This window comes from Bacteroides eggerthii, from assembly GCF_025146565.1.
GTDB classification, from domain to species: Bacteria; Bacteroidota; Bacteroidia; order Bacteroidales; family Bacteroidaceae; genus Bacteroides; species Bacteroides eggerthii.
Map to the genome: position 1 here is coordinate 1,554,102 of NZ_CP102258.1, position 25,575 is coordinate 1,579,676.

Here is a 25,575-nt window from a genome sequence, read left to right on the forward strand (position 1 = left end):
ACGGTTTGCATTGCTTATCGGAATTTACTTGAAATTCATAACTTTTCCTTCTGCACCAATGGCAGAATATGTCTTTCCGTCAATATTTAAGTTTTTGGCATTCTTGACATTCAGTGTATGTCCTTTAGTCTCTATGTGTATGTTTTCCAGTACAACACCTTCTGCCTGGCTGATGACAACCCCTTCTTTGGCATCACTGATGATCACATTCTTTACTGTTACATTCCTGATGGGCATTTCAGGCAATCCATTGAAGAACATGGCACGCCCGGAACCTTTACAGATAATGTTGGAGATGTGGATATTGCGGAAAGAAGGTGTTTCGACAGTCACTTCAGGTATGGATGCTTTCATGCGGCTTTTCAGATCTTCTTCCGTTTCTTCGCCGGCTGCTTTACCGCCATAGAATAAATCGAACAGTAGTGGTTCGTGAGGTATGTCAATCATGTGGATGTTGTGAATGTAGATTCCTTCTACAACACCGCCACGTCCTCTGGTACTTTTGAATCGTAAACCGACATCTGTACCGAGGAAAGTACAGTCTGCCACATAGATGTTTTTCACACCTCCGGACATTTCACTGCCCACTACAAAGCCGCCATGGCCATGTAGTACTGTGTTGTTTTTCACGATGACGTTTTGACAAGGTTCGCCGCGTTCGCGTCCGTCTTTGTCTTTACCGGATTTAATGCAAATAGCGTCATCACCGGCGTCAAAAATGTTATTGATTATCAGAGCATTCTTGCAGGATTCCAAATCTAAGGCGTCACCGTTCTGAGAATACCAGGGGTTGAATACCTTAACCTGGTTGATGGTGATGTGCTCGCAAGATAGCGGATGCAGACACCAACTCGGTGAGTTTTTAAACGTAACCCCTTCTAATAAGACTTTTTTGCTCTTGACGATATTCAGTAATACCGGGCGCAACCATGGGCGGATTTCATTCCATTCTTCCTCGGTCTCAATACCTTCGGGATTATTGAACTCTTTACAGGCTAATGCTCCTTTTAATGAGCCGGCTGTGGGATACCATATGGATTTGTCTACAACACCACCTGACTTCACGAGAGCATCCCATTGTCCGGCGGTAAGTTTGCCTTTCTTTACAGGACGCCAACTGTCACCCGAACCGTCGAATACGCCGTAGCCTGTAATTGCTATGTTTTCTGCGTTGCGTGCTGAGATAGGCGATTGGCAACGGCGGGTATTTAAGCCTTCAAATGATGTTTCGAGAATAGGATAGGCATTGAAGTCATCCGAAAAGACAATCAATGCATTCTTTTCCGTATATAGATTGACATTACTTAACAGTTCGATAGGACCTGTTAACCACAATCCTTCCGGTATAACCACTTTGCCGCCACCTTTTGCATTGACTGCTTTAATGGCATCATTAATTGCTTTTGTGTTTAAGGTAATTCCATCGCCTTTCGCCCCGAATTGCAGAATATTGACTGTATAATCCGGAAATGAAGGCTGTTCTACTTTTGGCATATTAAAAGGAAGCTCTTTATAGATGCTTTCATCTATGGAGTTTTTGCACTGGGCATGGGCAGCGTTCTGTACAGGGAGTAACGCAAGAGAAAATGTGGTAAGCACAAGTAGCTTTTTGAATAATGTGTCCATTCGTGATACTATATTAATTACTAATTATATGCAGTTACAAGGTAGATTGAAGACTGGTGTTTTCATCGTATCCGGCTATTAATTTCTTGTTTTTCCTCTTTTTTATTATCTTTCCGTAAGCGGCTCTCACGAGTTGCTTACGAAAGAAATAATAGTGGCTTAATTTTCTAACCTTTAAATATTATGAAAAAACCTCTTAATTACCTATTGCAAATGTATCGGGATTTGGCTGAAATGATGTGTACTAATTGTTGGTTTTGGTGTATTTTTTGTGGTTTTAGCCTTTTCTTTGCATGCTTTCGAGGTTTTTGCACTATCTTTGCAGCTCAATTTTAGTAAAATAAGGTATGAGTTACAATTTGTTGAAAGGAAAAAGAGGCATTATATTCGGTGCTCTGAATGAGCAATCCATTGCCTGGAAAGTAGCGGAAAAAGCAGTAGAAGAAGGTGCCACTATCACCTTGTCTAATACACCTGTTGCTGTACGTATGGGTGAAGTTTCGGCATTGGCCGAGAAGCTGAATTGCGAGGTCATTGCAGCAGATGCTACCAGTGTGGAAGATCTGGAGAATGTGTTTAAACGTTCTATGGAAGTGCTGGGCGGCCAGGTGGATTTCGTTCTCCATTCTATCGGTATGTCTCCTAACGTACGTAAGAAACGTACATACGATAATCTTGATTATGATATGTTGGATAAAACGCTGGACATTTCGGCTGTTTCTTTCCATAAGATGATACAAGCTGCCAAGAAGATGAATGCTATTGCTGAATATGGTTCTATTCTGGCTTTGAGTTATGTAGCTGCACAACGTACGTTCTATGGTTACAACGACATGGCGGATGCGAAAGCACTGTTGGAGTCTATCGCCCGTAGTTTCGGTTACATCTACGGACGTGAGCACAATGTACGTGTCAACACGATTTCACAGTCACCTACAATGACTACTGCAGGTTCCGGAGTAAAAGGTATGGACAAGTTGTTCGACTTCGCCAACCGTATGTCTCCTTTGGGTAATGCTTCGGCTGATGAATGTGCTGATTACTGTATCGTTATGTTCTCCGACTTGACTCGTAAGGTCACTATGCAGAATCTGTTCCACGACGGAGGTTTCTCCAGTGTAGGTATGAGTCTGCGTGCCATGGCTACTTATGAAAAAGGTCTGGATGAATACAAAGATGAAAACGGAAATATAATTTATGGATAATAAATAGTGATTGATGATTAGTTGGCTATGCCGGCTTATGGCAAGCCACTAATCATTAATAGCTAATCATTAATCACTAGTTGCTAACTACCAATCATTGCCATGCTTCCTGCGCTTTATCTGTTACCTGTTACTTTAGGAGACACTCCTGTTGAAACAGTATTGCCTTCTTATAATAAAGAAGTTATTTTGGGTATCCGCTATTTTATAGTAGAGGATGTGCGTTCGGCACGTCGTTTTTTGAAGAAAGTAGATAGGGAAATAGATATTGACTCGCTTACGTTCTATACGCTTAATAAACATACATCACCGGAAGATATTTCCGGATATTTGATGCCGCTTGAAGACGGAAACTCTATGGGAGTGATTTCTGAGGCTGGTTGTCCGGCAGTTGCCGATCCGGGGGCGGATGTTGTGGCGATAGCCCAACGCAAGAACTTGAGGGTGATTCCGCTGGTGGGGCCTTCTTCGATTATATTGTCGGTTATGGGTTCCGGTTTCAACGGACAAAGCTTTGCTTTTCATGGATATTTGCCTATTGAACCCGGTGAACGTGCCAAGAAATTGAAGGCGTTGGAACAGCGTGTGTACAATGAGCATCAAACCCAGCTTTTCATAGAAACTCCTTATCGCAATAATAAGATGATAGAGGATATCCTGCATAATTGCCGTCCTCAGACAAAGCTCTGTATTGCTGCCAATATTACATGTGAGGGAGAATATATTAAAACTAAAACAGTGAAGGAATGGCAGGGGAGAGTTCCCGATCTCTCTAAGATTCCTTGTATTTTTCTCTTGTATAAATAATCTCCTTTATCTGTTCGTATTCATGTTCGAAACAACTGCTGAAGAAGTTTCGATGAAGATTGTGTTCTATTTGCTGAAATGTCCAAAGCTTTCCACCTTTAAACTTTTTGTTGCATAAGATCGAATCATCATCCAAATCCAGAGTGAAGAGATAAATCAGGCGATTGGTCGCTTCATTTTCAAAATGATACATAAAGTTAAAGTGGAGATCCTGCAATGAAGCTGTTGGCAGGGTATTCAGTAATACTCTTTTTATTCCTTGTTCTAAAGTCTCTCCATATAACAAATAGCTTTCCATTAGCAGGTCTGTTTTGCCCTTCTCAAACATGCAACACTGAGGGCGTGGCAATAAGAACAACATGCCATGTGCGGCTACGGTGATGCGAATGACCGGATTGATATATTCATTTTTCCGGTTAATAGCTTCTGAGGCTATCGCTTTGCCAATGACATCTCCTTTTGTAGTTACTATGGGTATGAATACGGTATGTTTCATCACCTTATTGAAATAGTATATACCGAATTGGTTGAACAGAATACTCAGTATGAATACACTGGGAGGAACGATACGGAATAAAACATATCGTGTCGTGTTACTCAGCGGATGACCGAAAAATATGGTGAGTAATATGATAAGGAAATGTAAGAATCCAAAAAGCAGTAACACGCGGGCAGATACTATGGCAGCTTCGGCTCCTTGTGCGAAAAATTGTTTGCAGCATTTATGAGTTTGGGCGGCGTGGTAATTTAAGAAGCGTTTTCTGTTCAGAAAGATAACGAATGGCGGAATAATGGCACTGATTTCCAATGTCAATGGAAACATTGCTTCCGAACAGTAATCGGTGGAGAAAAAGGACGTTATAGTCAATAGCAATAACATTCCTGTTGTGCAATATAGTATAATCGGGGGGACATGTGAGCCTTTGCGTTGCAACATATAGATGCTAAACAATAATCCTACACCTGTACCGATGTAGATAGCTATGTCTTGTATTATGAATTCGCATAATATAATGGATATAATGACGGGAATATATCCCAGCGACATATTAAACTTGGATGATAGAACTTTTTGCTTGCCCATTCTTATGTTATTTTGCCGTTTCCTTTTTAACAAACGGCTTGTGTGAAATGTTCTTTATTTCATCCTTTTTTGTAGATATAGGGTCGATTTTTCTGCATGGTAAGATGAACGAACCAATGGTGCACTTTCCACTTGGGTGAACCCTTTCTTTAATCCAAGCTCTTTGTAAATGGCAAATTGGGCGGGAGTAATATATTCGGCTACCGCATAATGTTTATGCGTAGGCTGTAAATATTGTCCGATAGTAAGTAGCTGGCAATTTGCATTGCGTAAGTCATCCATTAGTTCTTCCACTTCATCCGGAGTTTCTCCAAGACCGACCATGATACCGGATTTGGTGGTGGTACCGCTTTCTGCTATTTGTCGCAGCACTTCAAGGCTTGTTTCATAGCGGGCTGCGCTCCGTACCAGTGGACTGATACGTTTCACTGTTTCCATATTATGGGAGATTATTTCCGGTTGGGCTTCGATTACTTTATCTATCAGCTCTTTTCTGCCCTGAAAGTCGGGAATTAATACTTCAACAGTCGTTTCGGGGTTGAGGCGTTTGATTTCACGAATCGTTTGCGCCCAATGAGCTGCACCAAGATCCGGCAGGTCATCCCTGTCCACAGAAGTGACAACGGCATGAGAGAGCTTCATTAAGGCGATAGATTCGGCTACGTGTACGGGTTCTTTCGGATCCAAGGGCATAGGTTTGCCAGTTTGCGTATTGCAGAATTTGCAGCAACGGGTACAGATGTCTCCGCCTATCATGAAAGTGGCTGTACCTCTTCCCCAACATTCTCCCATATTGGGACAGCGCCCACTGCTGCAGATTGTATGCAGGCAGTGGGATTCTACAATGCGCTTTGTTTCGGTGTAACGTTCGTTAGCGCCGATACTGATTTTGAGCCATTCCGGCTTACGTACTCTTTCAGTCATTTATTTTTTCAACTCCCGGTTAAAGAAATTCGTCAACTTGGTGTACAGATGTAAACGGGTGTTACCGCCAAATATACTGTGGTTACGATTGGTGTAAACCTGCATATCAAATTGCTTGTCAAGTTGTACGAGGTGCTCGGCGTATTCCACACAATTCTGGAAATGAACGTTGTCGTCAGCCATGCCATGTACTAATAACAGGTTACCATGCAAATTGTTGGCACGTGTAAAGGCGGATGAAGCTTTATAACCTTCGGCGTTTTCTTTCGGGGTGCGCATGAAACGCTCACCGTATACGGTATCGTAATAATTCCAGTCGGTGACCGGAGCAACGGCAACTCCTGCTTTGAACACCGGAGTTCCTTCACTCATGCTCATAATGGTCATGTATCCGCCATAACTCCAGCCCCATATGCCGATACGGTCTTTGTCCACATAAGGTTGCCGTCCCAAATATAAAGCCGTTTCTACCTGGTCTTTGGCTTCTTTGATACCGAGGTTCAGATAAGTTACTTTGGCAAATTCCGCACCGCGTCCGCCGGTTCCACGTCCGTCTACACATACTACAACGTATCCTTGAGATGCCATATATGTCTCCCAACTCACACCGAACTTGTCAAGAACCTGTTGCGAACCGGGACCGCTGTACTGATACATCAAAGCCGGATATTTTTTGCTGGAGGAGAAGTTGGTCGGCTTCATCATCCAACCGTTCAGGGTAATTCCGTCAGAGGTTTGAAACGAGAAAAACTCTTTTTGGGGCATATCATATCCTCTTAACTTTTGCTTTAGAACAGCGTTGTCTACAAGCGTAGTCAATGTCTTCCCTGTATTATCATTCAGGGTAATGACAGTAGGAGTATCTAAATTTGAGTAACGGTTCATGAAGTACTTCATATCTGTACTGAACTGTGCGCTATTTGTTCCGGCTTGTGACGATAACTTAATCTTCTTGCCTTTGCGGTCTATCTTATAGATAGCGCTGCGTAGCGGGCTTTCTTCGTTACTGCTGAAATAGAAACAGTCATCTTCGGGGTCATAACCCAGGAAGTCCTGCACTTCATAAGGGCCGGAAGTAACCTGTTTGATAAGGTTTCCGCCTATGCTATACCAGTACAAGTGGTTGTATCCGCTCTTTTCGCTGACGAAACTGAAGTTTTCCGGGTAGAAAATGATGTTATCGAATACATTTTCACGAATATAAGTGTCGCTTTCGTCGCGTACGGCAAGCTTGCAGACGGTGCTGCGCGGATCGGCAAAGTACAGATCGAACCGGTTTTGGTGGCGATTCAACGTCATAACCGCCAGCTTGTTCGGATCTTGCGTAAAACGGATGCGTGGGATATATCCCCCTTCTTCCAGCGGAACGTTGATTTTACGAATTACTTTGGATTTGATGTCAAAAGTATGTACGGATACTTTTGAGTTCTTTTCACCAGTTTTGGGATATTTATAGGTATATTCTCCCGGATATTTTTCATAAGGAGTCATATGAGGCGCTTCTCCGGCAAATACAGGGAAAGTATACGACGGCACTTCCTTCTCGTCAAAACGGATGAACGCCAACATCTTGCTGTCGGGACTGAATTCCAATGCGCGGTTAAAAGCAAACTCTTCTTCATATACCCAGTCGGGAATACCGTTCAATACTTCATTGCGTTTGCCGTCTTCGGTTACCTGGCTTTCGCTGTTGCCGTAGAGCAGTTTCACGAGGAAAATATTGTTGTCACGAACAAAGGCCACCTGATATCCGTCGGGCGAGAAAACAGGAATTTGTTGAGGACCGCCGTCTGACAGCTTTTCTACTACATTGTTTATCTTGCCGTCCAAATTTCGCTTCAGACTATATATATAGTGTACTGCCGTATAGGAACGGCGGTAGATTGGAGTTGTTTCGGTTGCGATAAGCAATTTGCTACCGTCCGGAGAAAAACTGTAACTGTCGAACTTCTTGAACGGACATTCGCGGGCGGTAGCGGCGTCGAACAACACTTCCACCGGTTTACCTGTTTTGAAAGAGTATTTGATAATTTGAGTCTTATCCGCATTCATTTGCGAATAGTGCTCCCCGTCTCCCGGGATAGGAATAACGCCTGAAATTCCTTGAGGAATAAATTCCCCGGATACAATCTCTTTTAAATTGAGTGGTTTGCCGCTTTGGGCAAAACTTGCCAGTGTACAAAGGCAGAAAAGAAGTGCAAAACTTATCTTTTTCATATCTCTTAATTCGGTTATTGGGTACAAATATACGATAAAGAGAAAATCTAATCTAATTAATAAATGATAAATTCCCTGCTTGTCTTTTACTGGTGACTTTTTGTTGATTTTACATGTCTGATATTTGCGTGTTATTAAGAGGGGGCAGTTTTGTAGCTATGCCTTTTGACAGAAAGCGCTTTTAATATAGATTTAGAGGTATTTATGAACATTTTTTCTGTATTAGTGAAGGATCTTGCATACTTTAAAGAAAGAAATATAAGCTATGTGTAACTTAAATATTATATTTGTGGCATAAGTTATTTTGTGTTTACTGTGCAGTCTTTTTGTGGAGATACATGGAAACGCGACAAGTTTAATTTAATAAATTGTAGTTATGAAAAAGTACATTGCAGAAATGTTCGGAACTATGGTTCTCGTCCTCATGGGTTGTGGCACAGCAATCAGTTTATCATGTACATCAGCCGATCCCAATTTATCATCTACGGTGATAGGAACCGCACTTGCTTTTGGGCTCTCGGTAGTAGCTATGGCATACACTATTGGCGGTATTTCCGGTTGTCATATCAATCCGGCAATAACCTTGGGATGTTTACTGTCCGGACGCATTAGTGGGAAAGAAGCAGGTATGTATATGCTGTTTCAAGTGATTGGAGCTATTTTAGGCTCTGTGATTCTTTGGGGATTGACTTCTAATGCCAGTTTGGTAGGAACGGGTGCCAATGTCTGTCAGGAAGGAGTTTCCATAATGGGTGGTCTGTTGGCTGAAGTTGTGTTCACATTTGTGTTTGTTCTGGTTGTGCTGGGTACTACCGATGCCCAGAAAGGTGCAGGAAATTTTGCAGGACTTGCCATTGGCCTTTCTTTGGTACTTGTTCACTTGGCTTGTATTCGTTATACCGGGACTTCGGTCAATCCGGCACGTAGTATAGGGCCTGCTCTTTTTCAGGGAGGAGAGGCATTAAGCCAACTTTGGATTTTCATTATTGGTCCATTCATCGGTGCGGCTTTGAGTGCTGGAGTGTGGAATATATTTGCAGAAAAAAAGGGTTGACATGTGATGGGTAAGCTTATTTTCCTGAATGGGGAGGTTGCTGTTTTTAATACCTTCTAAACAGGGCGCTTTTATTTGTTTAAATAGATAGAATAAAGAAACCTACTGGCTGACGTCAGTAGGTTCTTTTTTTGTGTTTGAGCAGGCTGAAAATGAAAAACACGAGAAAGCTGCCTATATTAATGTAATATATAATGTAAAATACCTATTTTTGCTTTTAAATATAATAGAACTATGAGTACAACATCTCGTTATAATGAATTTCCCGCGTTTCTGAAACGTTATTTCCCATATAAAGTGCAGAAAATTTCGTTGAATGCAGGTTTCACTTGTCCCAATCGTGACGGAAATAAAGGATATGGCGGTTGTACCTATTGCAATAACCAGACTTTTAATCCGGACTACTGCCGCACAGAGAAACCGATATGTTTGCAACTGGAGGAAGGAAAACGTTTCTTCGCCCATAAATATCCGGAAATGAAGTATCTGGCCTACTTTCAGGCTTATACAAATACATACGGCGAATTGGAGTCTTTGAAACGGAAATATGAAGAGGCGCTGTCAGTAGAAGGAGTGGTAGGGCTGGTCATCGGCACTCGCCCGGATTGTATGCCGGATGATCTGCTCCGGTATTTGGAAAGCATCAATAAGCATACTTTCCTTTTGGTGGAATATGGCATTGAGAGTACTTGTGATGAAACACTCCGCCGAATTAATCGCGGGCATACTTTTCAGACCACCGCTGATGCAGTGTGCCGGACGGCGGCTTGTGGCATATTGACAGGCGGGCATGTGATTCTGGGCTTGCCGGGCGAAACCCGTCAAAGTATCGTGGCACAGGCGCATGATTTGTCGCAACTACCGCTTACTACGCTGAAAATTCATCAGTTACAGCTGATACGGGGTACTCGTATGGCTTTGGAATATGAGCAGAACCCCGAAGACTTCCACCTCTTTGATGTAGAGGAGTATATTGATCTTGTTGTAGACTATGTGGAACATCTTCGTCCGGACATTGTTTTGGAGCGTTTTGTTTCGCAGTCTCCGAAAGACTTACTTATAGCACCGGACTGGGGACTGAAAAATTATGAATTTAACCACCGGGTTCAAAAAAGAATGAAAGAACTTGATGCATATCAAGGGAAGAAGTATGAAATGTGAGAAAAAAGCCTTATTTTTGCCGTTGCTAAATATGGAATCAATCTAAATAGAGGATAAAAACAATGAACCCAAAAACAGTGATAAAAGGAAAAATCCACTACGTGGGAGTGAATGATCGCAATAAGCATTTGTTTGAAGGTATGTGGCCATTGCCTTATGGAGTGTCTTATAACTCCTACCTGATAGACGATGAAACAGTTGCATTGATCGATACGGTAGACATTTGTTACTTTGAGGTTTATCTTCGGAAAATAAAAAGTATCATTGGCGAACGCCCTATTCAGTATCTTATCATCAACCACATGGAGCCAGATCATTCCGGATCTATTCGCTTAATCAAACAACATTATCCCGACATCATTATAGTTGGCAATAAGCAGACTTTCGGTATGATAGAAGGATTTTATGGCGTAACGGGCGAGCAATATATGGTGAAAGATGAGGATTTTCTGGCTTTAGGGCACCATAAACTCCGTTTCTATATGACACCTATGGTGCATTGGCCCGAAACAATGATGACCTTTGATGAAACGGAAGGGGTGCTTTTTTCCGGTGACGGCTTCGGTTGCTTCGGTACGCTCGACGGAGGTTTCCTGGATACGCGTATGAATCTGGATAAGTATTGGGATGAAATGGTACGTTACTATTCTAATATCGTAGGTAAATACGGTTCTCCTGTACAGAAGGCTTTGGCAAAGTTGGGCGGATTGCCTATCTCTACCATTTGTTCCACTCATGGACCTGTGTGGACGGACAATATAGCCAAGGTTATCGGTATCTACGACCGTCTGAGCCGTTATGCAGCTGAGGAAGGTGTAGTCATAGTCTACGGTTCCATGTATGGCAATACCGAACAAATGGCAGAGGCAATAGCTGCGGAACTTTCCGTTCAGGGCATCAAGAACATCGTGATGCACAATGTCAGCAAGAGCAATCCTTCTTATATCATAGCCGATATATTCAAATACCGGGGACTGATTGTGGGTAGTCCCACTTATAGCAATCAGATTTATCCGGAAATAGAATCGCTGCTTTCCAAAATACTGGTACGCGAGGTGAAAGGACGTTATTTGGGCTATTTCGGTTCATTCTGTTGGGCAGGTGCTGCAGTGAAGCGCATGGGTGAATTTGCTGAAAAAAGTAAATTTGAAATCGTAGGTGACCCGGTGGAAATGAAGCAGGCTATGAAGGACATCACCTATGAGCAATGCGAACTCTTGGCGCGTGCTATGGCAGAACGTTTGAAGAAAGACAGGAAATAATCAGTAATTACAAATTACGGATGTCTCTCTTTCCCCCGTTTCATTTGGCGTACTTCGTATTTTGTAATTCATGATAGAACAAATTTATTAACCTAATAAAGTAATTGTAATGAGACTAATCATTCAACCGGATTATCAATCCGTATCACAGTGGGCGGCGCATTATGTAGCTGCCAAAATCAAAGCCGCTAATCCCACACCCGAAAAACCGTTTGTATTGGGATGTCCTACCGGTTCTTCTCCTTTGGGGATGTATAAGGCTTTAATCGACCTGAATAAGAAAGGCATCGTGTCTTTTCAGAATGTAGTGACTTTCAATATGGATGAATATGTCGGCTTGCCGAAGGAACATCCCGAAAGCTATTATTCTTTTATGTGGAACAACTTTTTCAGCCACATTGACATCAAACCGGAAAATACCAATATCTTGAATGGCAATGCCGCCGACCTCGATGCGGAGTGTGCACGCTATGAAGAAAAAATTAAGTCATATGGTGGCATTGACCTCTTTATGGGCGGTATTGGTCCAGATGGGCACATTGCATTCAACGAACCGGGTTCTTCCTTGTCTTCGCGCACTCGTCAGAAGACATTGACTACCGACACTATTATTGCTAATTCCCGTTTCTTTGATAATGACGTAAACAAAGTGCCTAAGACATCGTTGACAGTAGGCGTGGGTACTGTGCTCAGTGCAAGAGAGGTGATGATTATCGTAAACGGTCATAACAAAGCTCGTGCGCTGTATCATGCAGTAGAAGGCCCTATCATGCAGATGTGGACAATCAGTGCCCTGCAAATGCACGAAAAGGGCATTATCGTTTGTGACGATGCTGCTACGGTAGAGTTGAAGGTAGGTACTTATCGCTACTTCAAGGATATCGAAGCTGAGCATCTGGAGCCGGCATCTTTGTTGAAGTAAAGGAGTATTACATATAAATGTCTGCCCGTTCTTTCGTTATAGGAGGAATGGGCAGTTTTATTTATAGCTATATCCTTTTGTTACTTTTCTCCATCCAGGTATCCCTTTTTGAACATATCGACAAAAAGGAAGAAAAGGGAAAGTAGCAGCGGACCGAAAATGACACCCATGAATCCGAAAAGAGAAAGGCCGATGACCACTCCGAAGATAGTGATAAGCGGATGAATGTCCGCCATTTTCTTTTGGATAATAAAACGTATCAGGTTATCAAGCTGTGAGATGACAAGGGCACCGAAGGCTGCCAGGCCAATGGCTTGGAGCCAATTGCCAATCAATGCCATATATATGGCTATGGGGACCCATATCAGTGCTGTGCCTACCATGGGAACAACGCTGGCAAATCCTGTCAGGAAGCCTGAAAACAGAATATTGGGAGCGCCGAATATCCAATAGCCTATCATTGCTACTCCGCCTTGTATTATGGCAAGCAGGGGGATGCCAATGGCATTGGAGCGGACAATCATATTGATTTCGTGCACTACATTCTGTGTGTTGGTTTCATTGAAAGGAAGAATTCCGTTGACGTACTGTTCCATTTTTTTTCCGCCTATCAGCATGAAGTAGAGAACGAAGACGAGCACAAACATATTTACAGCAAAGCTGCTGATGCCGCCCATTAGGGTTTGTCCGATGCGTGGCAGGGATGAGAGAACGAAAGAAAGGCTATCTCCTCCCAGTATGTTGTATCCGGTTTTTGCCTTGATGATAGCAGCCGTTTGTTCAAATGGTGCGATAATGGCTTGCGGATCAAGATTGATGTTTTGCAGGTTTATTATTGCCAGCCATACAACCAATGCTAAAGGAATGAGAAAACATAAAATAGCTTCTGCTGTGATGATCGTGGCAGCTATGCTCCGTTTCATCTTTCGCTTCTCGGACAAATAGATCATTTGGCGTCTGACCAGTATATAAATGGTCAATGCTCCCAATAAACCGCTTAAGAAAGGGGTAATCTGTCTGAACAGTATGATTCCTAATCCAATGATGATGATAATCAGGGAATATTTCCAGTATTGTTCTTTTGTACTCATAGAGTTTGTTGCTTCTTTTGAGAAAGAAACATAACAACGACTGAAAAGGTTTTGAAAAGTATGGAGAGACTAATTATTATCCTTCATCCAGCCAGCCTTTTCCCTGACGTACGATTTCTGCTTCGCCATTGGTACAGTCTACTATTGTGGAGCTTTCGATGCCGCCTATGCCGCCATCGATTACCAAATCTACGATATTGCCGAACTTTTCATCAATCAATTCGGGGTCGGTACAGTATTCAATATCCTCGTTTTCTTCATAGGGAAGGGTTGTGGTCATGATAGGAGCATCCAGAAAGCGTGCCAGTTCTTGAATAATCGGGTTGTCGGGCATACGGATACCTACTTCCTTACGGTTGCGGAAAATCTTTGGGAGACGGACAGTACCATTTAAGATGAAAGTAAAAGGACCCGGTAAGTTGCGTTTCATTAACTTGAACGTATTGTTGTCGAATTTGGCATATTCGCTAATACTGCTCAGGTCATAGCAGATGATGGAAAGATTGTTTTTTTTCGGGTCAATAGCCTTGAGCTGGCAGATGCGTTCTATCGCACGCTCTTTTAATCCATGACAGCCGATAGCATACATGGTATCGGTAGGGTAGATGATGATTCCGCCGTTGTTCAGGATGTCGATTACTTGTTGTAAATCTGCCGCACTGTTGTTTTTCTCATAAAGTTTCAGAAGCATGATACTATCGGATTAATAAGTTGGGCGTAAAAATACTCGTAAATATTCTCAAAAGCAAGAGAATCACCTTTTTAGCATCTCTTTCTCTAATTTTTTAATCTTCTTCCATGCCTCTTTGAATTTGGGGCAGAGTGCAACGGCTTTTTCATAGTTCTTCATGGCGGCTTCTTTCATCTCCAGTTTGAGACACTCGTCGCCCATGATGATGTATTCGCGGGCGTATTTCACCAAAGACTTTTCTTTTTCAATAGCCGCTTGCTTCAAAGAGCGGTTTTCTTCGCGCAGCCGATTGATGATGTTTAGTTTCTTACGGATAAGGCGTTGCACAACAGGCTTCTCTATGTCATAGCGGGAATGGATCGCTTTGAAAAATTCGTTGAGGAAAGTATCGAAGTCGCCTTTATCAAACGCTTTGGTTGCCGCTGCGTATTGTACGTCTGCCTGTGCCTGTTTCAGGGCGCGGTCAATGGCCTGGCGGTTATTGAAACGTTCGGCAAATCCTATGATTTCGGGACGCACAAATACGTCGGCACGACTGACGGGCTTCTTCAGTTGTATTCCTTCCAAAGAGGTACATCGGCTGAGTGCCACATATGCCTGCCCGCCGGCAAATACTCCTCCGGTGAAGTCGATAACCGCCCGGCTGAAAGTCAGTCCCTGACTTTTATGAATGGTGATGGCCCATGCTAACCGTATGGGGTATTGGGTAAACGTACCCAACTCTTCTTCTTCGATTTGTTTCTTCTCCTCGTTGTATTTATAACGGATGTTCCGCCATGATTCCCGCTTCACATCACACTCCTTGCCGTCGTCCGTAATGACATAGAGTGTTTCTTCAAAGGGATCGAAACCACTGATGATGCCGATTGTGCCATTTACCCAGCGGCGGTCGAAGTCATTTTTTATGAAGATGATTTGAGCACCCGGTTTGAGCACCAGTTCCTGTGAGGTGGGAAGGCTGCTTTCGGGGAAGTCGCCTGTGATTTCACCGCTGAATGTAACGGGTTCTCCCGGCAGTTCTGCAAGTTTCTTGTCATTGATATGGTCCACATTGTCGCGGCGGGTGGCGAGAGTGATATACATATCCGCTTCGGACTCCTCTATTTGTGTGCCATAGCGGGTGTTGAGCAGTTGAAGGTCGGTAGCGCCCACTGTATTGTTTCGTATGTGGTCCAATACGCCGACAAATGTTGCATCCGTTTGGCGATAGACTTTTTGCAGTTCGATCGATACAAGATCTATCTGATTGAAAACTCTTGCAGAGAAAAAATAGGGAGTGGGATAGAAGCGATTCAGTATTTCCCGTTCGTCTCCTTTCACCACAGGCTCCAACTGAAAGACATCACCCACCAGCAGGATTTGTTTTCCGCCGAAAGGTTCCCGGAGATTGCGTGAATAGACACGTAAGATGCGGTCGACAGCGTCGATGATGTCTGCCCGCACCATGGAAATCTCGTCGATGATAATCAGTTCCAGTTCTTCGAGCAGTTTACGATGAGGTTTGGTGTACTTGAAAAATTCATGGATACGACCTCGTTGTAAGCTGAAGTCGGGATTGTCGGGCAGGAGAGGATAAAACGGCAGTTTGAAGAAACTGTGTAATGTGCTTCCTCCGGCATTGATAGCGGCAATTCCCGTAGGAGCCAATACCACATGCTTCTTCTTGGTATGCTCGCAGATATACCGGAGAAAAGTGGACTTGCCTGTACCCGCTTTTCCCGTCAGGAAAACGGACTGGCGAGTGTACTGAATGAGGTTCAAAGCATCTTGAAACTCCTTGTTCTGGGTGTCGGGTACAAAAGACAAGTTATCGGTAATTTAGTAATTGATATTAGTAATTATTCCAAAATCCCAAAGTGTTTTAGTGCATCGGCTATGCCGTTGTCGTCAACACTTGCTGTGACATAATCGGCTATGACTTTCACATCGTCTTTGGCGTTGCCCATAGCAACTCCGATGCCTGCATGGCGTAGCATGCTGATGTCATTCCCGCCGTCGCCGAAAGCCATTGTCTCTTCCAGGCGGATACCGAAATGCCGGATTATTTCATCAATGCCATGCTGTTTGGTATTACCTTTGGCGGTGACATCCACAAAAGCCGGATGCCAGCGTCCCATTTCACAGTTGGGAAGAAAGGGTACTATCATTTGCTCTTCTTCGGCATTGATGAAAGGCGTTAACTGGTAAAACTCTTTGTTGGAATGGTTGTTGGTATAGGGTTGTGGTTCAATCGGGTCTGTTTTGAGTTGATTATTGAATATTTCCGTTACAATCTCACCCGGTTGGTTTGCACAAATATCATGTTCGCCTACGAGTATGCAGGGAATATTACGTTCGTGGCAGAATTTTGTCAGTATGTCCACTTCGGTTGTCGGAATGGGGCTTTTGTAGATGACGGTATCGTCTACAAAACAATAGGCGCCATTCATGGTGATGTAGCCGTCTATCAGCTTCCGGTCTTGCAGAGGGGCGAGGTTATTGATGATGACGCGCGGGCGACCGGTTGCGATGAATATCTGTATGCCTTTGGCCTTAGCGGCTTCCAGTGCTTCGATGGTGGAAGTGGGAATCAGGTGAGTCTTGAAGCTCACCAGTGTGCCGTCAATGTCAAAAAACAGAGCTTTAATCATATATGTCTCTTTTAAATTGGTTGGCAAATTTACTTAAAAGCGAAGATATTTCGTACTTTTGCGGTAATTTTGTTTTGTCCGATTAAAATAGAAAATCCAAAGCATATTAATGAGAAAGCATATTGTCTTTTTCCAAATTAAACTTACTTGAACCTTATGCAGTATAATTTTGATGAAATAATTGAACGTCGCGGTACGGATTCCGTAAAGTGGGACGGTGTACAAAAGGTATGGGGACGCAATGATTTGCTTCCTATGTGGGTGGCCGATATGGATTTCCGTACGCCGCCTTTCGTAATGGATGCTTTGCGCAAACGCCTTGATCATGCGGTTTTGGGATATACCTTTGCTTGTGAAGAATGGTATACTTCCATTTGTAATTGGTTGCACCGGCGCCACCAGTGGGACATCTCACGTGATATGCTGACATTTGTGCCCGGAATTGTGCGGGGGCAGGCCTTTGCTTTGCAATGTTTTACCCGACCGGGGGATAAGGTAATGGTGATGACTCCGGTATATCACCCCTTTTTCCTGGTGACCGAACGTTTAGGACGTGAAGTCGTCTATTCTCCGCTTGATTTGTGTGAAGGTCACTATCATATTGATTTTGCACGATTTTCCAGGGATATTCAGGGATGTAAGGTACTCATCCTTTGCAATCCCCATAATCCCGGTGGGCGTGTTTGGACGGTTGACGAACTGCGTCGGATAGCGACTGTCTGCAAAGACAGCGGGACTATGGTCATTTCGGATGAGATACATGCGGACTTAACGTTACCTCCTTATAAGCATCATCCTTTTGCTACTGTATCTGAGGATGCTGCAAGGATTTCTCTTACTTTCATGGCTCCCAGTAAAGCTTTTAACATGCCCGGATTGGGTAGTTCGTATGCCATAGCGGTTAATGAGGATATTCGTCATCGTTTTCGTGAGTTCATGGAAGCCGGTGAGTTTTGCGAAGGACATCTGTTGGCCTATATCGGTGCTGCGGCTGCTTATACACAGGGTGAAGAGTGGCTGGAGCAGATGCTTGGCTATGTAGAGGGTAATATAGATTTTACGGAGAATTATCTGAAAGAGCATGTTCCGGGCATCAGTATGATACGCCCGCAAGCATCTTACCTGATTTTCTTGGATTGCCGGGCGTTGGGTTTGTCACAAGAGGAGCTGGTAAGGCTTTTTACAGAAAAGGCTCATTTGGCTCTGAACGACGGAGCAATGTTCGGTAAACCGGGAGAAGGCTTTATGCGGCTGAATGTCGGTTGTCCTCGTTCTGTTTTGCAAACGGCCTTGCAGCAATTGTCCGCAGCGGTTAAAGAAGAGAAGGCAAGGATATAAGGCTTAAATCGTTTTCTTAGATTGTTAATCCCTATTGCAGAGCGCAGTAGGGATTTTTTTGTCTTAATTAGACATACCTAATTATAATTATCTCATCTTTAAGTTATACTCCGTTTTAGGTATTGTTACCGTTTTTAACTACCCCTACCTTTGTCCCAACAAAAATTAAGATAAAAGATGGGAAAATTAACGAGTTTATTAGCATTGTGTCTTGTGTTATCGGCCAATGCTTTATGGGCAGGGGAACCCGATGAAGCAAGCGCAAAAGGTGATACTGCCGAGAGTACACTGAAGAAAAAAGCGACAAGTACTCCGGATGGTGACAGCTACAAGAAATTCCGTTTCGGTGGATATGGAGAAATGGTAGCCAGTTTTAAAGATTACGGCATCAACCGTTTCTTTGGTGGCAATAGAGGCAATTCGGACGATCATCGTAATACGATTGCTATCCCGCGTTTTGTATTGGCATTCGATTATAAGTTCAATTCCAAATGGATACTGGGAGCTGAAATAGAATTTGAATCCGGTGGTACCGGTACGGCTGTAGAATTGGAAAATTCCGAAAATGGAGAGTATGAAACGGAGATAGAGAAAGGCGGTGAGGTCGCTTTGGAACAATTCCATATAACACGTCTGATACATCCTGCTTTTAATGTTCGTGCCGGACACTTGATTGTGCCGGTAGGCCTCACTAATACACACCATGAGCCTGTCAACTTTTTCGGAACTTATCGTCCGGAAGGTGAGACAACCATTCTTCCTTCCACCTGGCATGAAACGGGTATCGAGTTCTTCGGTTCTTTCGGCAGGGGATATGCTACATTCGATTATCAGGCATTGGTTGTGGTGGGACTGAATGCGAATGGTTTTGACCGAAATAATTGGGTTGCAGGTGGAAAACAGGGTTTCTTTGAGGTGGATAATTTTACTTCTCCCGCTTATGTTGCTCGTTTGGATTATAGAGGTGTACCGGGTTTGCGCATAGGCGGCTCTTTCTATTATTGTGTCAATACAGCATCCAATTCCGATAAAGTTGCTACTTATGCCGGGGTAAAAGCACCGTTACGCATTTATACCGTCGACGGTCAGTACAAGAATAAGTATGTAACGGCTCGCACGAACTTTGTGTTCGGCAATCTGACAGGGGCTACCGCTATCAGCAATAAGAATAAAGGTTTGTCCAATTCTTCTCCTTATACACGCGTGGTACAAGTTGCCAAGAGGGCTGTGAGCTATGCCGGTGAGGTCGGCATCAATCTCCGTTCTATTTGCAACGACAGTAAGAAAGTGCCTGTCATCTATCCGTTTGCTCGTTATGAATATTACAATCCTCAGGAAGAAGGAGAAAAAGGCCAGCTTCCTATGGACAAGAGAAATCAGGTGAGTATGTGGACTGCCGGCCTGAACTGGTATGCTTTGCCCAATCTGGTGGTAAAGGCTGATTATATGACCCGCCAAATCGGTACGGGCAAGGTATTCGGCAAAGGCAAATACAATAGTGAAAACGAGTTTTCCATCGGTATCGCCTATGTCGGTTGGTTTATAAAGAAATAATGCATTAATCTCAAATAATAACAATGAAAATGAAAAAGTATTTTTTGTACGTTGCAGCTTGCATGCTGTCTTTGGGCGGAATGATGTCCGCATGTAGTGATGGCGATGATCCTTCTAATGGAAATGGTAATGGCGCTGTAGAAGAAATTAACATTACTAAAGATAATGCTTCCAACTGGTATAGCTACATGATTAACGTTACTAATCTGTTGAAAGAAGATGCCGCAACGCTTTATGATGATTGGAAAACCAGCTATAACGATGGAGAATCCTATGCTTCGATTTTTATCAATCATAATAATTCGGCTTACTTTGGTACTGCCAATAACTGCGTTCAGCAGATTATCGAAGGCTGCTGGGATATAGCTAATGAGGTAGGTGATGCAAAAATCGGCGACCCATACGATTTGTATGTAGCAGGAAAGTCACAAGATGCCTTGTATGCTGTGGAATCTTGGTTTAGCTGGCACTCCCGCGAGGATTATTCAAACAATATCATTTCTATTTACAGTGCGATTTGCGGAACGAGAGATGTGAGAGTGAATAATGATGTAATGGATTTGACAAATTCCGTAATCGCTGCAAACTCTATTTATAATGTAGTCAAAGGCAATAATAGTGAGTTGGCAGATGATGTCCGGAAAGCCATCAAGAAAGCTCATGACGCTATCTTGGCTATTCCTGCTCCTTTCCGTAACCATATCAGTAGTGCAGAAGCATTGGCTGCCCAACAAGCTTGTGCGGATTTGGCTGATTTATTGAATAACAGACTACTTCCGGAGATTACTCAGAAGAAAGATACGTATAATGATGCAGCATTGGACGGCGTTGTGAGTACTTATGTGAACGATGTGGTACTTCCCACTTATTTGGATTTGAAAAATGAAGTAGCTGTTCTGTTGGAGAAAGTAAGCACTTTACAGAAAAATCCGACCGATGCGAACTTTAAGGCTGCTGCAGCCCAATGGATTGTTGCCCGTAGGCCATGGGAAACAAGTGAAGCGTTCTTGTTCGGTCCTGTAGCCGATAAAGGTTTGGACCCCAATATGGATAGCTGGCCGCTGGATGCGGATGCGATTGTCAATATCCTGAACTCGGGAGACTTCACCAAGTTACAATGGAACGGCGAATTCATTACCGATGAAAACGGTGATCCGGTAGAGAGCATTGCATCCGCTCAGAATGTTCGTGGCTTTCATACATTGGAATTCCTTCTTTTCAAGGATGGCGATCCTCGTACGGCACCGACGGAATAAATCTCGGATATAATCGTGTGGACAAATAAGTAAAGGAGTGTATTGTCGTCTCCTTTACCTATTTGTTGTGTTCTGATATTTTGTGTAAAATAAACTCTGTTGCTTATGAGAGATTTAGAAAAACGTTTGTTTCCGTTGTTGCTTGGCTTGTTGCTTTGCTGTGCTTGTGAGGGCGATACTTATGATATATTGGATATAGAAGTACCGGGCGGTTATGAGTTGTCTGCCGGTACGGCCACTGTATTTATGCGTTCTTCCAAGGCATACGACACCCCGGCCGACTGGGTGACGGGAGTCTATAACTCACGTTTCAATAACGGAGACGGACTTTACGATGATGTCCGTACCAGCACTAACGGAACGGGCGGCGGTTTAGGACCTGTCTATGCCGGATATTCTTGCGGCAGTTGCCATCATAACGCAGGTCGTACGCGTCCTACGTTATGGAGCGAGGGAGGATCGGGCAGTAGCGGTTTCTCTTCTATGCTGATATATATCACCCGCAAGAACGGTGCTTTCTTTCCCAATTACGGGCGTGTACTTCACGACCAGTCCATTTATGGCGTAAAGGCGGAAGGAAAGCTGAAAGTGGAATATACCTATGAAGATTTTAAGTTTCCCGACGGTACTCCTTATCAGCTTGCCAAGCCTACTTATACGATAACGGACTGGTATGCGGAAGAAATAAAACCGGAGGATTTGTTCTGTACGGTTCGCATCCCCCTGCGGCATGTGGGAATGGGACAGATGATGGCGCTCGATCCGAAAGAGATTGAGGCGCTTGCTGCCAAAAGCAATTATCCCGAATACGGCATTAGCGGACGCTGTAATTACATTACGGAGAAAGGTGTGAAGAGTTTGGGATTGTCGGGTAACAAGGCACAGCATGCAGACCTGACCGTAGAATTGGGTTTCTCCAGCGATTTGGGAGTTACCAACAGCCGTTATCCGGAAGAAATCTGTGAAGGGCAATTGCAAATGGAACAGGGCAGTATGATGGGGCTGTCTTATGATCAGTTGGATGTATCGGCAGAGGATATGGAGGATGTGGACCTCTACTTGCAATGCCTGGGGGTACCGGCCCGCCGCAATGTGGATGACGAACAGGTTATCAAAGGCGAGCAGAGGTTCTATGAAGCCAAATGCCACCTTTGCCATGTCACCACCTTGCATACCAAACCGCGCGGCAGCTCTTTGTTGATGGGAACGCAGCTCCCTTGGTTGGGCAGCCAGACCATTCATCCGTATTCGGATTTCCTGCTCCATGATATGGGTTCGGAAATTATGAGTGTGGGATTGAATGACAACTATGTCAGTGGTCTTGCACGCGGCAATGAATGGCGTACCACTCCGTTGTGGGGTATCGGCTTGCAGGAGATTGTAAACGGGCATACTTATTTTCTGCATGACGGGCGTGCCCGTAATTTGGTTGAGGCCATTATGTGGCATGGTGGTGAGGCGGAGGCTTCCAAGAATCTGTTTAAGAATATGAGTAAGGAAGATCGTGATGCGTTGGTTGCATTTATCAATTCACTATAATAACAAGTTACACAGTATTTAAATAAGAAACGATATAATCGTATGAAGAAATTAATATTATTGGCTTCGTTTGCCGCTATGCCGTTGATGGCAATGGCACAGCACGAAGAAGATACGGAGAATGGCGTGGTGTCGTTGGACGGGAGGGAAGGTTTTACTATTTCCAGCAAGAAAGGCGACTTTGTTTTCAAACCCTATTTGCTGGTACAGACAAGCGCCAATCTGAACTGGTATGATGATGAAGGCTTAGATAAGGCATATAATCAGGATAATTTCGCCAATTCCGGTTTCTCGGTACCTTATGCGGTGTTGGGCTTTACGGGTAAGGCTTTCGGAAAAGTGTCTTTCAACCTATCCATCAATGCGGCGGCCAGCGGTGGTGCTTTGTTGCAGCAGGCCTGGTTTGACGTGCAGTTCAAGAAGCAGCTGGCATTGCGTGTAGGCAAGTTCAAGACACCTTTCTCGCATGCCTACCTGACTACGTTGGGTGAGACATTACTGCCGCAGTTGCCGGTTTCGTTGACTTCTCCAGTCATCATGCCTTATTCGCTGAATGCTGTTACCCCGAACATGGCTACCGGTTTTGACCTGGGAGTGGAACTGCATGGACTGATAGGCGAGAAGTTCGGCTATGAGGTCGGCTTGTTCAACGGTACGGGAATTTCTGTGAATACAGCATCAAAAACTATCAGTGACGACTGGCACATTCCGTCTTTGCTCTATGCAGGTCGTCTGACTTATATGCCTAAAGGAGTGATGCCTTCTACGCAAGGTAATCCGAACCGCCTGCATGAAGATAAGATGCTTTTCGGCCTGTCCGGTTCTGTTAATGTAGAGAGTGAAAATGAGAGTACAAACGACATGCGTGTCGGATTGGAGTTTGCCATGTTGAAGAACAAACTTTATTTGGCTGCCGAGGCGTATTATATGAATGTAGGTTTCACCAAACGTCAGAAGATTGATGAGACATATCATTATTTAGGCGGTTATGTGCAGGGCGGTTATTTTGTGGCTCCTCGTGTTCAGGTAGCCGCACGTTACGACTTCTTCAACCGTAACGGTACCGGTGACGACGGTTTCCTGAACATGCCGGCTGTGGGTATGAATTATTTCTTCAAAGGTTGCAATTTGAAGTTGCAGGCTATGTATCAGTATACAGCCCGTTGGGGACATGACACACAGCTCGACCGCGATAATGATAACTTGGGGCTGGCCACGCATTCCGCGACCGTTTTGCTGCAATACACATTCTAACAGATTGAAAAAAGGATTTATCTATGAAGAAACATATTCTTTTCTTATCGTTGTTCATATTCGTTTTCGCTTCCTGCGACGAGGGCAGGCTCTATCAGGACAGGCTCATTGTTCCGGAAGAAGGGCGTGTAGTGAAACTGCACGTGAATATGAGCGGAGTGGATACATGGCCGGACGGCTATACGGTGGTTCTTGCAGGTTTCAATAATGAGAAGGAGTATTCGCTGATTGCAAAATCTATTCCGAATAATGGTGACGTAGACTTGCTGATGGCCGGAATCGGCGAAGAGGTTACCTCTATTGAACTTTGTGTGACAAACCGTATACGCGAGCGCGTGTATTCATTTTACACGCAAGATTTTTCTACTGTAGATGCAGATACTACCCAATTGGATGCCGGGACAATCGATGCCGGTATGTTCAATGCCGTTCAGCAGGGTATTTTTATTGGTAGGTCGTGTGTAGGTTGTCATGGAACCAGTACGACTGCCGCTGCTGGACTGAACTTGAAAGAAGGTGTCAGCTATGATGGCTTGGTCAACCGTCCTTCCGTTGTAAGCCCAGAATGGATGCGGGTCAGTCCGGGAAATTCCGATGAAAGTATGTTGTATCAGATCCTTGCTTCCCCTATCAGCAAGGAGTGGGGACACGACCATTCGCAAGAGATAGAATCGTCGATAGCATTGGAAATGCTTAAAGACTGGATAGACTCCGGAGCCGAAGAATAACTTTATCAACAATAACGAAAACCAATATTGTTATGAACAATAGACAACAAAGGCAAACTGAAAATGCATCAGCCGAAATCTTTAAATATGATGCGGACAACGGTGTTTCGGAATATCATGTGATGATACATGCACGTTGCCCGGAAGACACATACGAGCAACAATTGAATGCAGTAGTGAATGCTTACTTCGCTTTACTGGAGGGTGAAATACGTGGTGCTGTTGCTGTTTTCAAGCGTTATTTCCTGAGCGATGCCGCCAACCAATCGGATATGCTGCTGGCGCTTACCACCGAGAGTTCGGACTGCGCACTTTCCATTGTGGAGCAGCCGCCGCTGAATGGAACCAAGATTGCATTATGGGTGTATTTGCAGTCCGGAGTACAGACAAGAGTGCTTCACAACGGATTATTTGAGGTGAGGCATGGCGCTTACCGCCATCTTTGGAGTGGCAATGCCTTCAATCGTGCGGCCAACTCCGAATATCAAACCCGCCTGTTGCTGAATGATTACGTGATGCAGCTTATGGAACAGGGATGCAAATTGGCAGACAATTGTATACGTACTTGGTTTTTCGTGCAGAATGTGGACGTGAACTATGCCGGAGTGGTGAAAGCTCGCAATGAAGTGTTCATCACACAGAACCTGACGGAGAAGACGCACTACATTTCGAGCACCGGTATTGGCGGACGCCATGCCGACCCGAAAGTGTCGGTGCTGATGGACACGTATGCCGTCGACGGGATAAAGTCCGGACAGGTTCATTTTCTGTATGCGCCCGCGTATCTGAATCCCACTTATGAGTATGGCGTCAGTTTTGAACGCGGCACGTATGTGGACTACGGCGACCGTCGCCAAGTCTTCATTTCCGGTACGGCAAGCATCAACAACAAGGGCGAAGTGGTGCATCCAGGCAACATCCGCAAGCAGACCGAACGGATGTGGGAAAACGTGGAGGCCCTCTTGAAAGAAGCGGACTGTACGTTCGATGATTTGGGGCAGATGATTGTCTATTTGCGTGATATTGCTGATTATGCAGTCGTCAAGGAGATGTATGACAAGCGTTTCCCCGCTACTCCCAAAGTGTTTGTCCATGCGCCGGTATGCCGTCCGGGCTGGCTGATAGAAATGGAGTGCATGGGGGTAAAGGCGCTTGAAAACAAGGAGTATGCTCCTTTCTGAATTGAAACAAGAACCGGATAATAGTCAGCATTCATACTTAATCAGGCCAAT

At 44.1% G+C, this 25,575-nt stretch carries 21 protein-coding genes; 13 read left to right on the forward strand and 8 right to left on the reverse strand.

All coding sequences use genetic code 11. The features are described 5' to 3' along the window. Positions 1 to 24 precede the first annotated feature (24 nt). On the reverse strand, positions 25 to 1,626 hold the full coding sequence (locus tag NQ546_RS06090) for a glycoside hydrolase family 28 protein (RefSeq protein ID WP_004289158.1): 1,602 nt from the start codon (positions 1,624 to 1,626) through the stop codon (positions 25 to 27). A 347-nt stretch (positions 1,627 to 1,973) separates the two neighbouring features. Between NQ546_RS06090 and NQ546_RS06095 the strand changes: the two genes are divergently transcribed. Further along, entirely contained in the window at positions 1,974 to 2,831 is an 858-nt protein-coding gene (locus tag NQ546_RS06095; RefSeq protein WP_004289159.1) for an enoyl-ACP reductase FabI, read from the forward strand. Positions 2,832 to 2,933: 102 nt separating this feature from the next. Further along, complete coding sequence (locus tag NQ546_RS06100) at positions 2,934 to 3,638, forward strand: SAM-dependent methyltransferase (protein WP_004289160.1); 705 nt, start codon at positions 2,934 to 2,936, stop codon at positions 3,636 to 3,638. Here NQ546_RS06100 and NQ546_RS06105 read toward each other — a convergent pair. The 3 genes from NQ546_RS06105 to NQ546_RS06115 are packed head-to-tail and all read right to left on the reverse strand — an operon-like array spanning position 3,604 to position 7,863. Beyond that, positions 3,604 to 4,722, reverse strand: coding sequence for a hypothetical protein (locus NQ546_RS06105; protein WP_004289161.1), 1,119 nt, complete (start codon positions 4,720 to 4,722; stop codon positions 3,604 to 3,606). The two genes, NQ546_RS06100 and NQ546_RS06105, sit on opposite strands and share 35 nt — an antisense overlap. A 54-nt stretch (positions 4,723 to 4,776) precedes the next feature. Beyond that, on the reverse strand, positions 4,777 to 5,646 hold the full coding sequence (lipA, locus tag NQ546_RS06110) for a lipoyl synthase (RefSeq protein WP_004289162.1): 870 nt from the start codon (positions 5,644 to 5,646) through the stop codon (positions 4,777 to 4,779). Continuing rightward, complete coding sequence (locus NQ546_RS06115) at positions 5,647 to 7,863, reverse strand: S9 family peptidase (RefSeq protein WP_004289163.1); 2,217 nt, start codon at positions 7,861 to 7,863, stop codon at positions 5,647 to 5,649. A gap of 376 nt (positions 7,864 to 8,239) precedes the next feature. Between NQ546_RS06115 and NQ546_RS06120 the strand changes: the two genes are divergently transcribed. From NQ546_RS06120 to nagB, 4 genes are all read left to right on the forward strand, one after another. After that, positions 8,240 to 8,917, forward strand: a complete 678-nt coding sequence (locus NQ546_RS06120) for an MIP family channel protein (RefSeq protein WP_004289164.1) — start codon at positions 8,240 to 8,242, stop codon at positions 8,915 to 8,917. A 234-nt stretch (positions 8,918 to 9,151) separates the two neighbouring features. Then, the gene (locus NQ546_RS06125) at positions 9,152 to 10,078 is read left to right on the forward strand and encodes a TIGR01212 family radical SAM protein (protein ID WP_004289165.1); all 927 of its coding nucleotides are present in this window, start codon (positions 9,152 to 9,154) and stop codon (positions 10,076 to 10,078) included. A 62-nt stretch (positions 10,079 to 10,140) separates the two neighbouring features. Next, positions 10,141 to 11,340, forward strand: coding sequence for an FprA family A-type flavoprotein (locus NQ546_RS06130; RefSeq protein ID WP_004289166.1), 1,200 nt, complete (start codon positions 10,141 to 10,143; stop codon positions 11,338 to 11,340). A gap of 109 nt (positions 11,341 to 11,449) precedes the next feature. Next, on the forward strand, positions 11,450 to 12,262 hold the full coding sequence (nagB, locus tag NQ546_RS06135; RefSeq protein ID WP_004289167.1) for a glucosamine-6-phosphate deaminase: 813 nt from the start codon (positions 11,450 to 11,452) through the stop codon (positions 12,260 to 12,262). 80 nt (positions 12,263 to 12,342) lie between these two features. Here the strand turns inward: nagB and NQ546_RS06140 are convergent, their stop codons facing one another. The 4 genes from NQ546_RS06140 to NQ546_RS06155 all read right to left on the reverse strand — a co-directional run bounded on the left by NQ546_RS06140 (position 12,343) and on the right by NQ546_RS06155 (position 16,674). Further along, complete coding sequence (locus NQ546_RS06140) at positions 12,343 to 13,353, reverse strand: AI-2E family transporter (protein WP_004289168.1); 1,011 nt, start codon at positions 13,351 to 13,353, stop codon at positions 12,343 to 12,345. 76 nt (positions 13,354 to 13,429) lie between these two features. Further along, a complete protein-coding gene (locus NQ546_RS06145; RefSeq protein WP_004289169.1) occupies positions 13,430 to 14,044 on the reverse strand; it encodes an L-threonylcarbamoyladenylate synthase in 615 nt (204 codons plus the stop codon). Positions 14,045 to 14,107: 63 nt separating this feature from the next. Further along, positions 14,108 to 15,850, reverse strand: coding sequence for an ATP-dependent DNA helicase (locus NQ546_RS06150; protein WP_004289170.1), 1,743 nt, complete (start codon positions 15,848 to 15,850; stop codon positions 14,108 to 14,110). Between the two features lie 32 nt (positions 15,851 to 15,882). Further along, the gene (locus tag NQ546_RS06155; protein WP_004289171.1) at positions 15,883 to 16,674 is read right to left on the reverse strand and encodes a Cof-type HAD-IIB family hydrolase; all 792 of its coding nucleotides are present in this window, start codon (positions 16,672 to 16,674) and stop codon (positions 15,883 to 15,885) included. Positions 16,675 to 16,830: 156 nt separating this feature from the next. Here NQ546_RS06155 and NQ546_RS06160 point away from each other — a divergent pair, with 156 nt between their 5' ends. The 7 genes from NQ546_RS06160 (at position 16,831) to NQ546_RS06190 (ending at position 25,524) form a co-directional block, all read left to right on the forward strand. After that, positions 16,831 to 18,012, forward strand: coding sequence for a MalY/PatB family protein (locus NQ546_RS06160; protein ID WP_004289172.1), 1,182 nt, complete (start codon positions 16,831 to 16,833; stop codon positions 18,010 to 18,012). Between the two features lie 177 nt (positions 18,013 to 18,189). Continuing rightward, on the forward strand, positions 18,190 to 19,566 hold the full coding sequence (locus NQ546_RS06165) for a hypothetical protein (RefSeq protein ID WP_004289173.1): 1,377 nt from the start codon (positions 18,190 to 18,192) through the stop codon (positions 19,564 to 19,566). A gap of 23 nt (positions 19,567 to 19,589) precedes the next feature. Continuing rightward, positions 19,590 to 20,822, forward strand: coding sequence for an imelysin family protein (locus tag NQ546_RS06170; RefSeq protein WP_004289174.1), 1,233 nt, complete (start codon positions 19,590 to 19,592; stop codon positions 20,820 to 20,822). Between the two features lie 105 nt (positions 20,823 to 20,927). Continuing rightward, positions 20,928 to 22,361 (forward strand): di-heme oxidoredictase family protein, encoded by a 1,434-nt coding sequence (locus NQ546_RS06175; protein WP_004289175.1) that lies wholly within the window; start codon positions 20,928 to 20,930, stop codon positions 22,359 to 22,361. A 42-nt stretch (positions 22,362 to 22,403) separates the two neighbouring features. Continuing rightward, a complete protein-coding gene (locus NQ546_RS06180) occupies positions 22,404 to 23,615 on the forward strand; it encodes a porin (RefSeq protein ID WP_004289176.1) in 1,212 nt (403 codons plus the stop codon). A 23-nt stretch (positions 23,616 to 23,638) separates the two neighbouring features. Further along, entirely contained in the window at positions 23,639 to 24,343 is a 705-nt protein-coding gene (locus tag NQ546_RS06185) for a hypothetical protein (protein ID WP_004289177.1), read from the forward strand. Positions 24,344 to 24,375: 32 nt separating this feature from the next. Further along, positions 24,376 to 25,524 carry a Rid family hydrolase gene (locus NQ546_RS06190; RefSeq protein ID WP_004289178.1) on the forward strand — a complete coding sequence of 383 codons (1,149 nt, stop codon included), beginning with the start codon at positions 24,376 to 24,378 and terminating at the stop codon, positions 25,522 to 25,524. The last annotated feature ends 51 nt before the right edge of the window (positions 25,525 to 25,575 follow it).

Excerpts from the sequence above, each read along its gene's own strand:
- NQ546_RS06170 (WP_004289174.1), top strand. The coding sequence starts at position 19,590 with ATGAAAATGAAAAAGTATTTTTTGTACGTTGCAGCTTGCATGCTGTCT.
- NQ546_RS06140 (WP_004289168.1), bottom strand. The coding sequence starts at position 13,353 with ATGAGTACAAAAGAACAATACTGGAAATATTCCCTGATTATCATCATC.
- NQ546_RS06155 (WP_004289171.1), bottom strand. The coding sequence starts at position 16,674 with ATGATTAAAGCTCTGTTTTTTGACATTGACGGCACACTGGTGAGCTTC.
- NQ546_RS06160 (WP_004289172.1), top strand. The coding sequence starts at position 16,831 with ATGCAGTATAATTTTGATGAAATAATTGAACGTCGCGGTACGGATTCC.
- NQ546_RS06095 (WP_004289159.1), top strand. The coding sequence starts at position 1,974 with ATGAGTTACAATTTGTTGAAAGGAAAAAGAGGCATTATATTCGGTGCT.
- NQ546_RS06190 (WP_004289178.1), top strand. The coding sequence starts at position 24,376 with ATGAACAATAGACAACAAAGGCAAACTGAAAATGCATCAGCCGAAATC.
- NQ546_RS06185 (WP_004289177.1), top strand. The coding sequence starts at position 23,639 with ATGAAGAAACATATTCTTTTCTTATCGTTGTTCATATTCGTTTTCGCT.
- NQ546_RS06105 (WP_004289161.1), bottom strand. The coding sequence starts at position 4,722 with ATGGGCAAGCAAAAAGTTCTATCATCCAAGTTTAATATGTCGCTGGGA.
- nagB (WP_004289167.1), top strand. The coding sequence starts at position 11,450 with ATGAGACTAATCATTCAACCGGATTATCAATCCGTATCACAGTGGGCG.
- NQ546_RS06180 (WP_004289176.1), top strand. The coding sequence starts at position 22,404 with ATGAAGAAATTAATATTATTGGCTTCGTTTGCCGCTATGCCGTTGATG.
- NQ546_RS06175 (WP_004289175.1), top strand. The coding sequence starts at position 20,928 with ATGAGAGATTTAGAAAAACGTTTGTTTCCGTTGTTGCTTGGCTTGTTG.
- NQ546_RS06125 (WP_004289165.1), top strand. The coding sequence starts at position 9,152 with ATGAGTACAACATCTCGTTATAATGAATTTCCCGCGTTTCTGAAACGT.
- NQ546_RS06120 (WP_004289164.1), top strand. The coding sequence starts at position 8,240 with ATGAAAAAGTACATTGCAGAAATGTTCGGAACTATGGTTCTCGTCCTC.
- NQ546_RS06145 (WP_004289169.1), bottom strand. The coding sequence starts at position 14,044 with ATGCTTCTGAAACTTTATGAGAAAAACAACAGTGCGGCAGATTTACAA.
- lipA (WP_004289162.1), bottom strand. The coding sequence starts at position 5,646 with ATGACTGAAAGAGTACGTAAGCCGGAATGGCTCAAAATCAGTATCGGC.
- NQ546_RS06115 (WP_004289163.1), bottom strand. The coding sequence starts at position 7,863 with ATGAAAAAGATAAGTTTTGCACTTCTTTTCTGCCTTTGTACACTGGCA.
- NQ546_RS06165 (WP_004289173.1), top strand. The coding sequence starts at position 18,190 with ATGGGAAAATTAACGAGTTTATTAGCATTGTGTCTTGTGTTATCGGCC.
- NQ546_RS06130 (WP_004289166.1), top strand. The coding sequence starts at position 10,141 with ATGAACCCAAAAACAGTGATAAAAGGAAAAATCCACTACGTGGGAGTG.
- NQ546_RS06100 (WP_004289160.1), top strand. The coding sequence starts at position 2,934 with ATGCTTCCTGCGCTTTATCTGTTACCTGTTACTTTAGGAGACACTCCT.
- NQ546_RS06090 (WP_004289158.1), bottom strand. The coding sequence starts at position 1,626 with ATGGACACATTATTCAAAAAGCTACTTGTGCTTACCACATTTTCTCTT.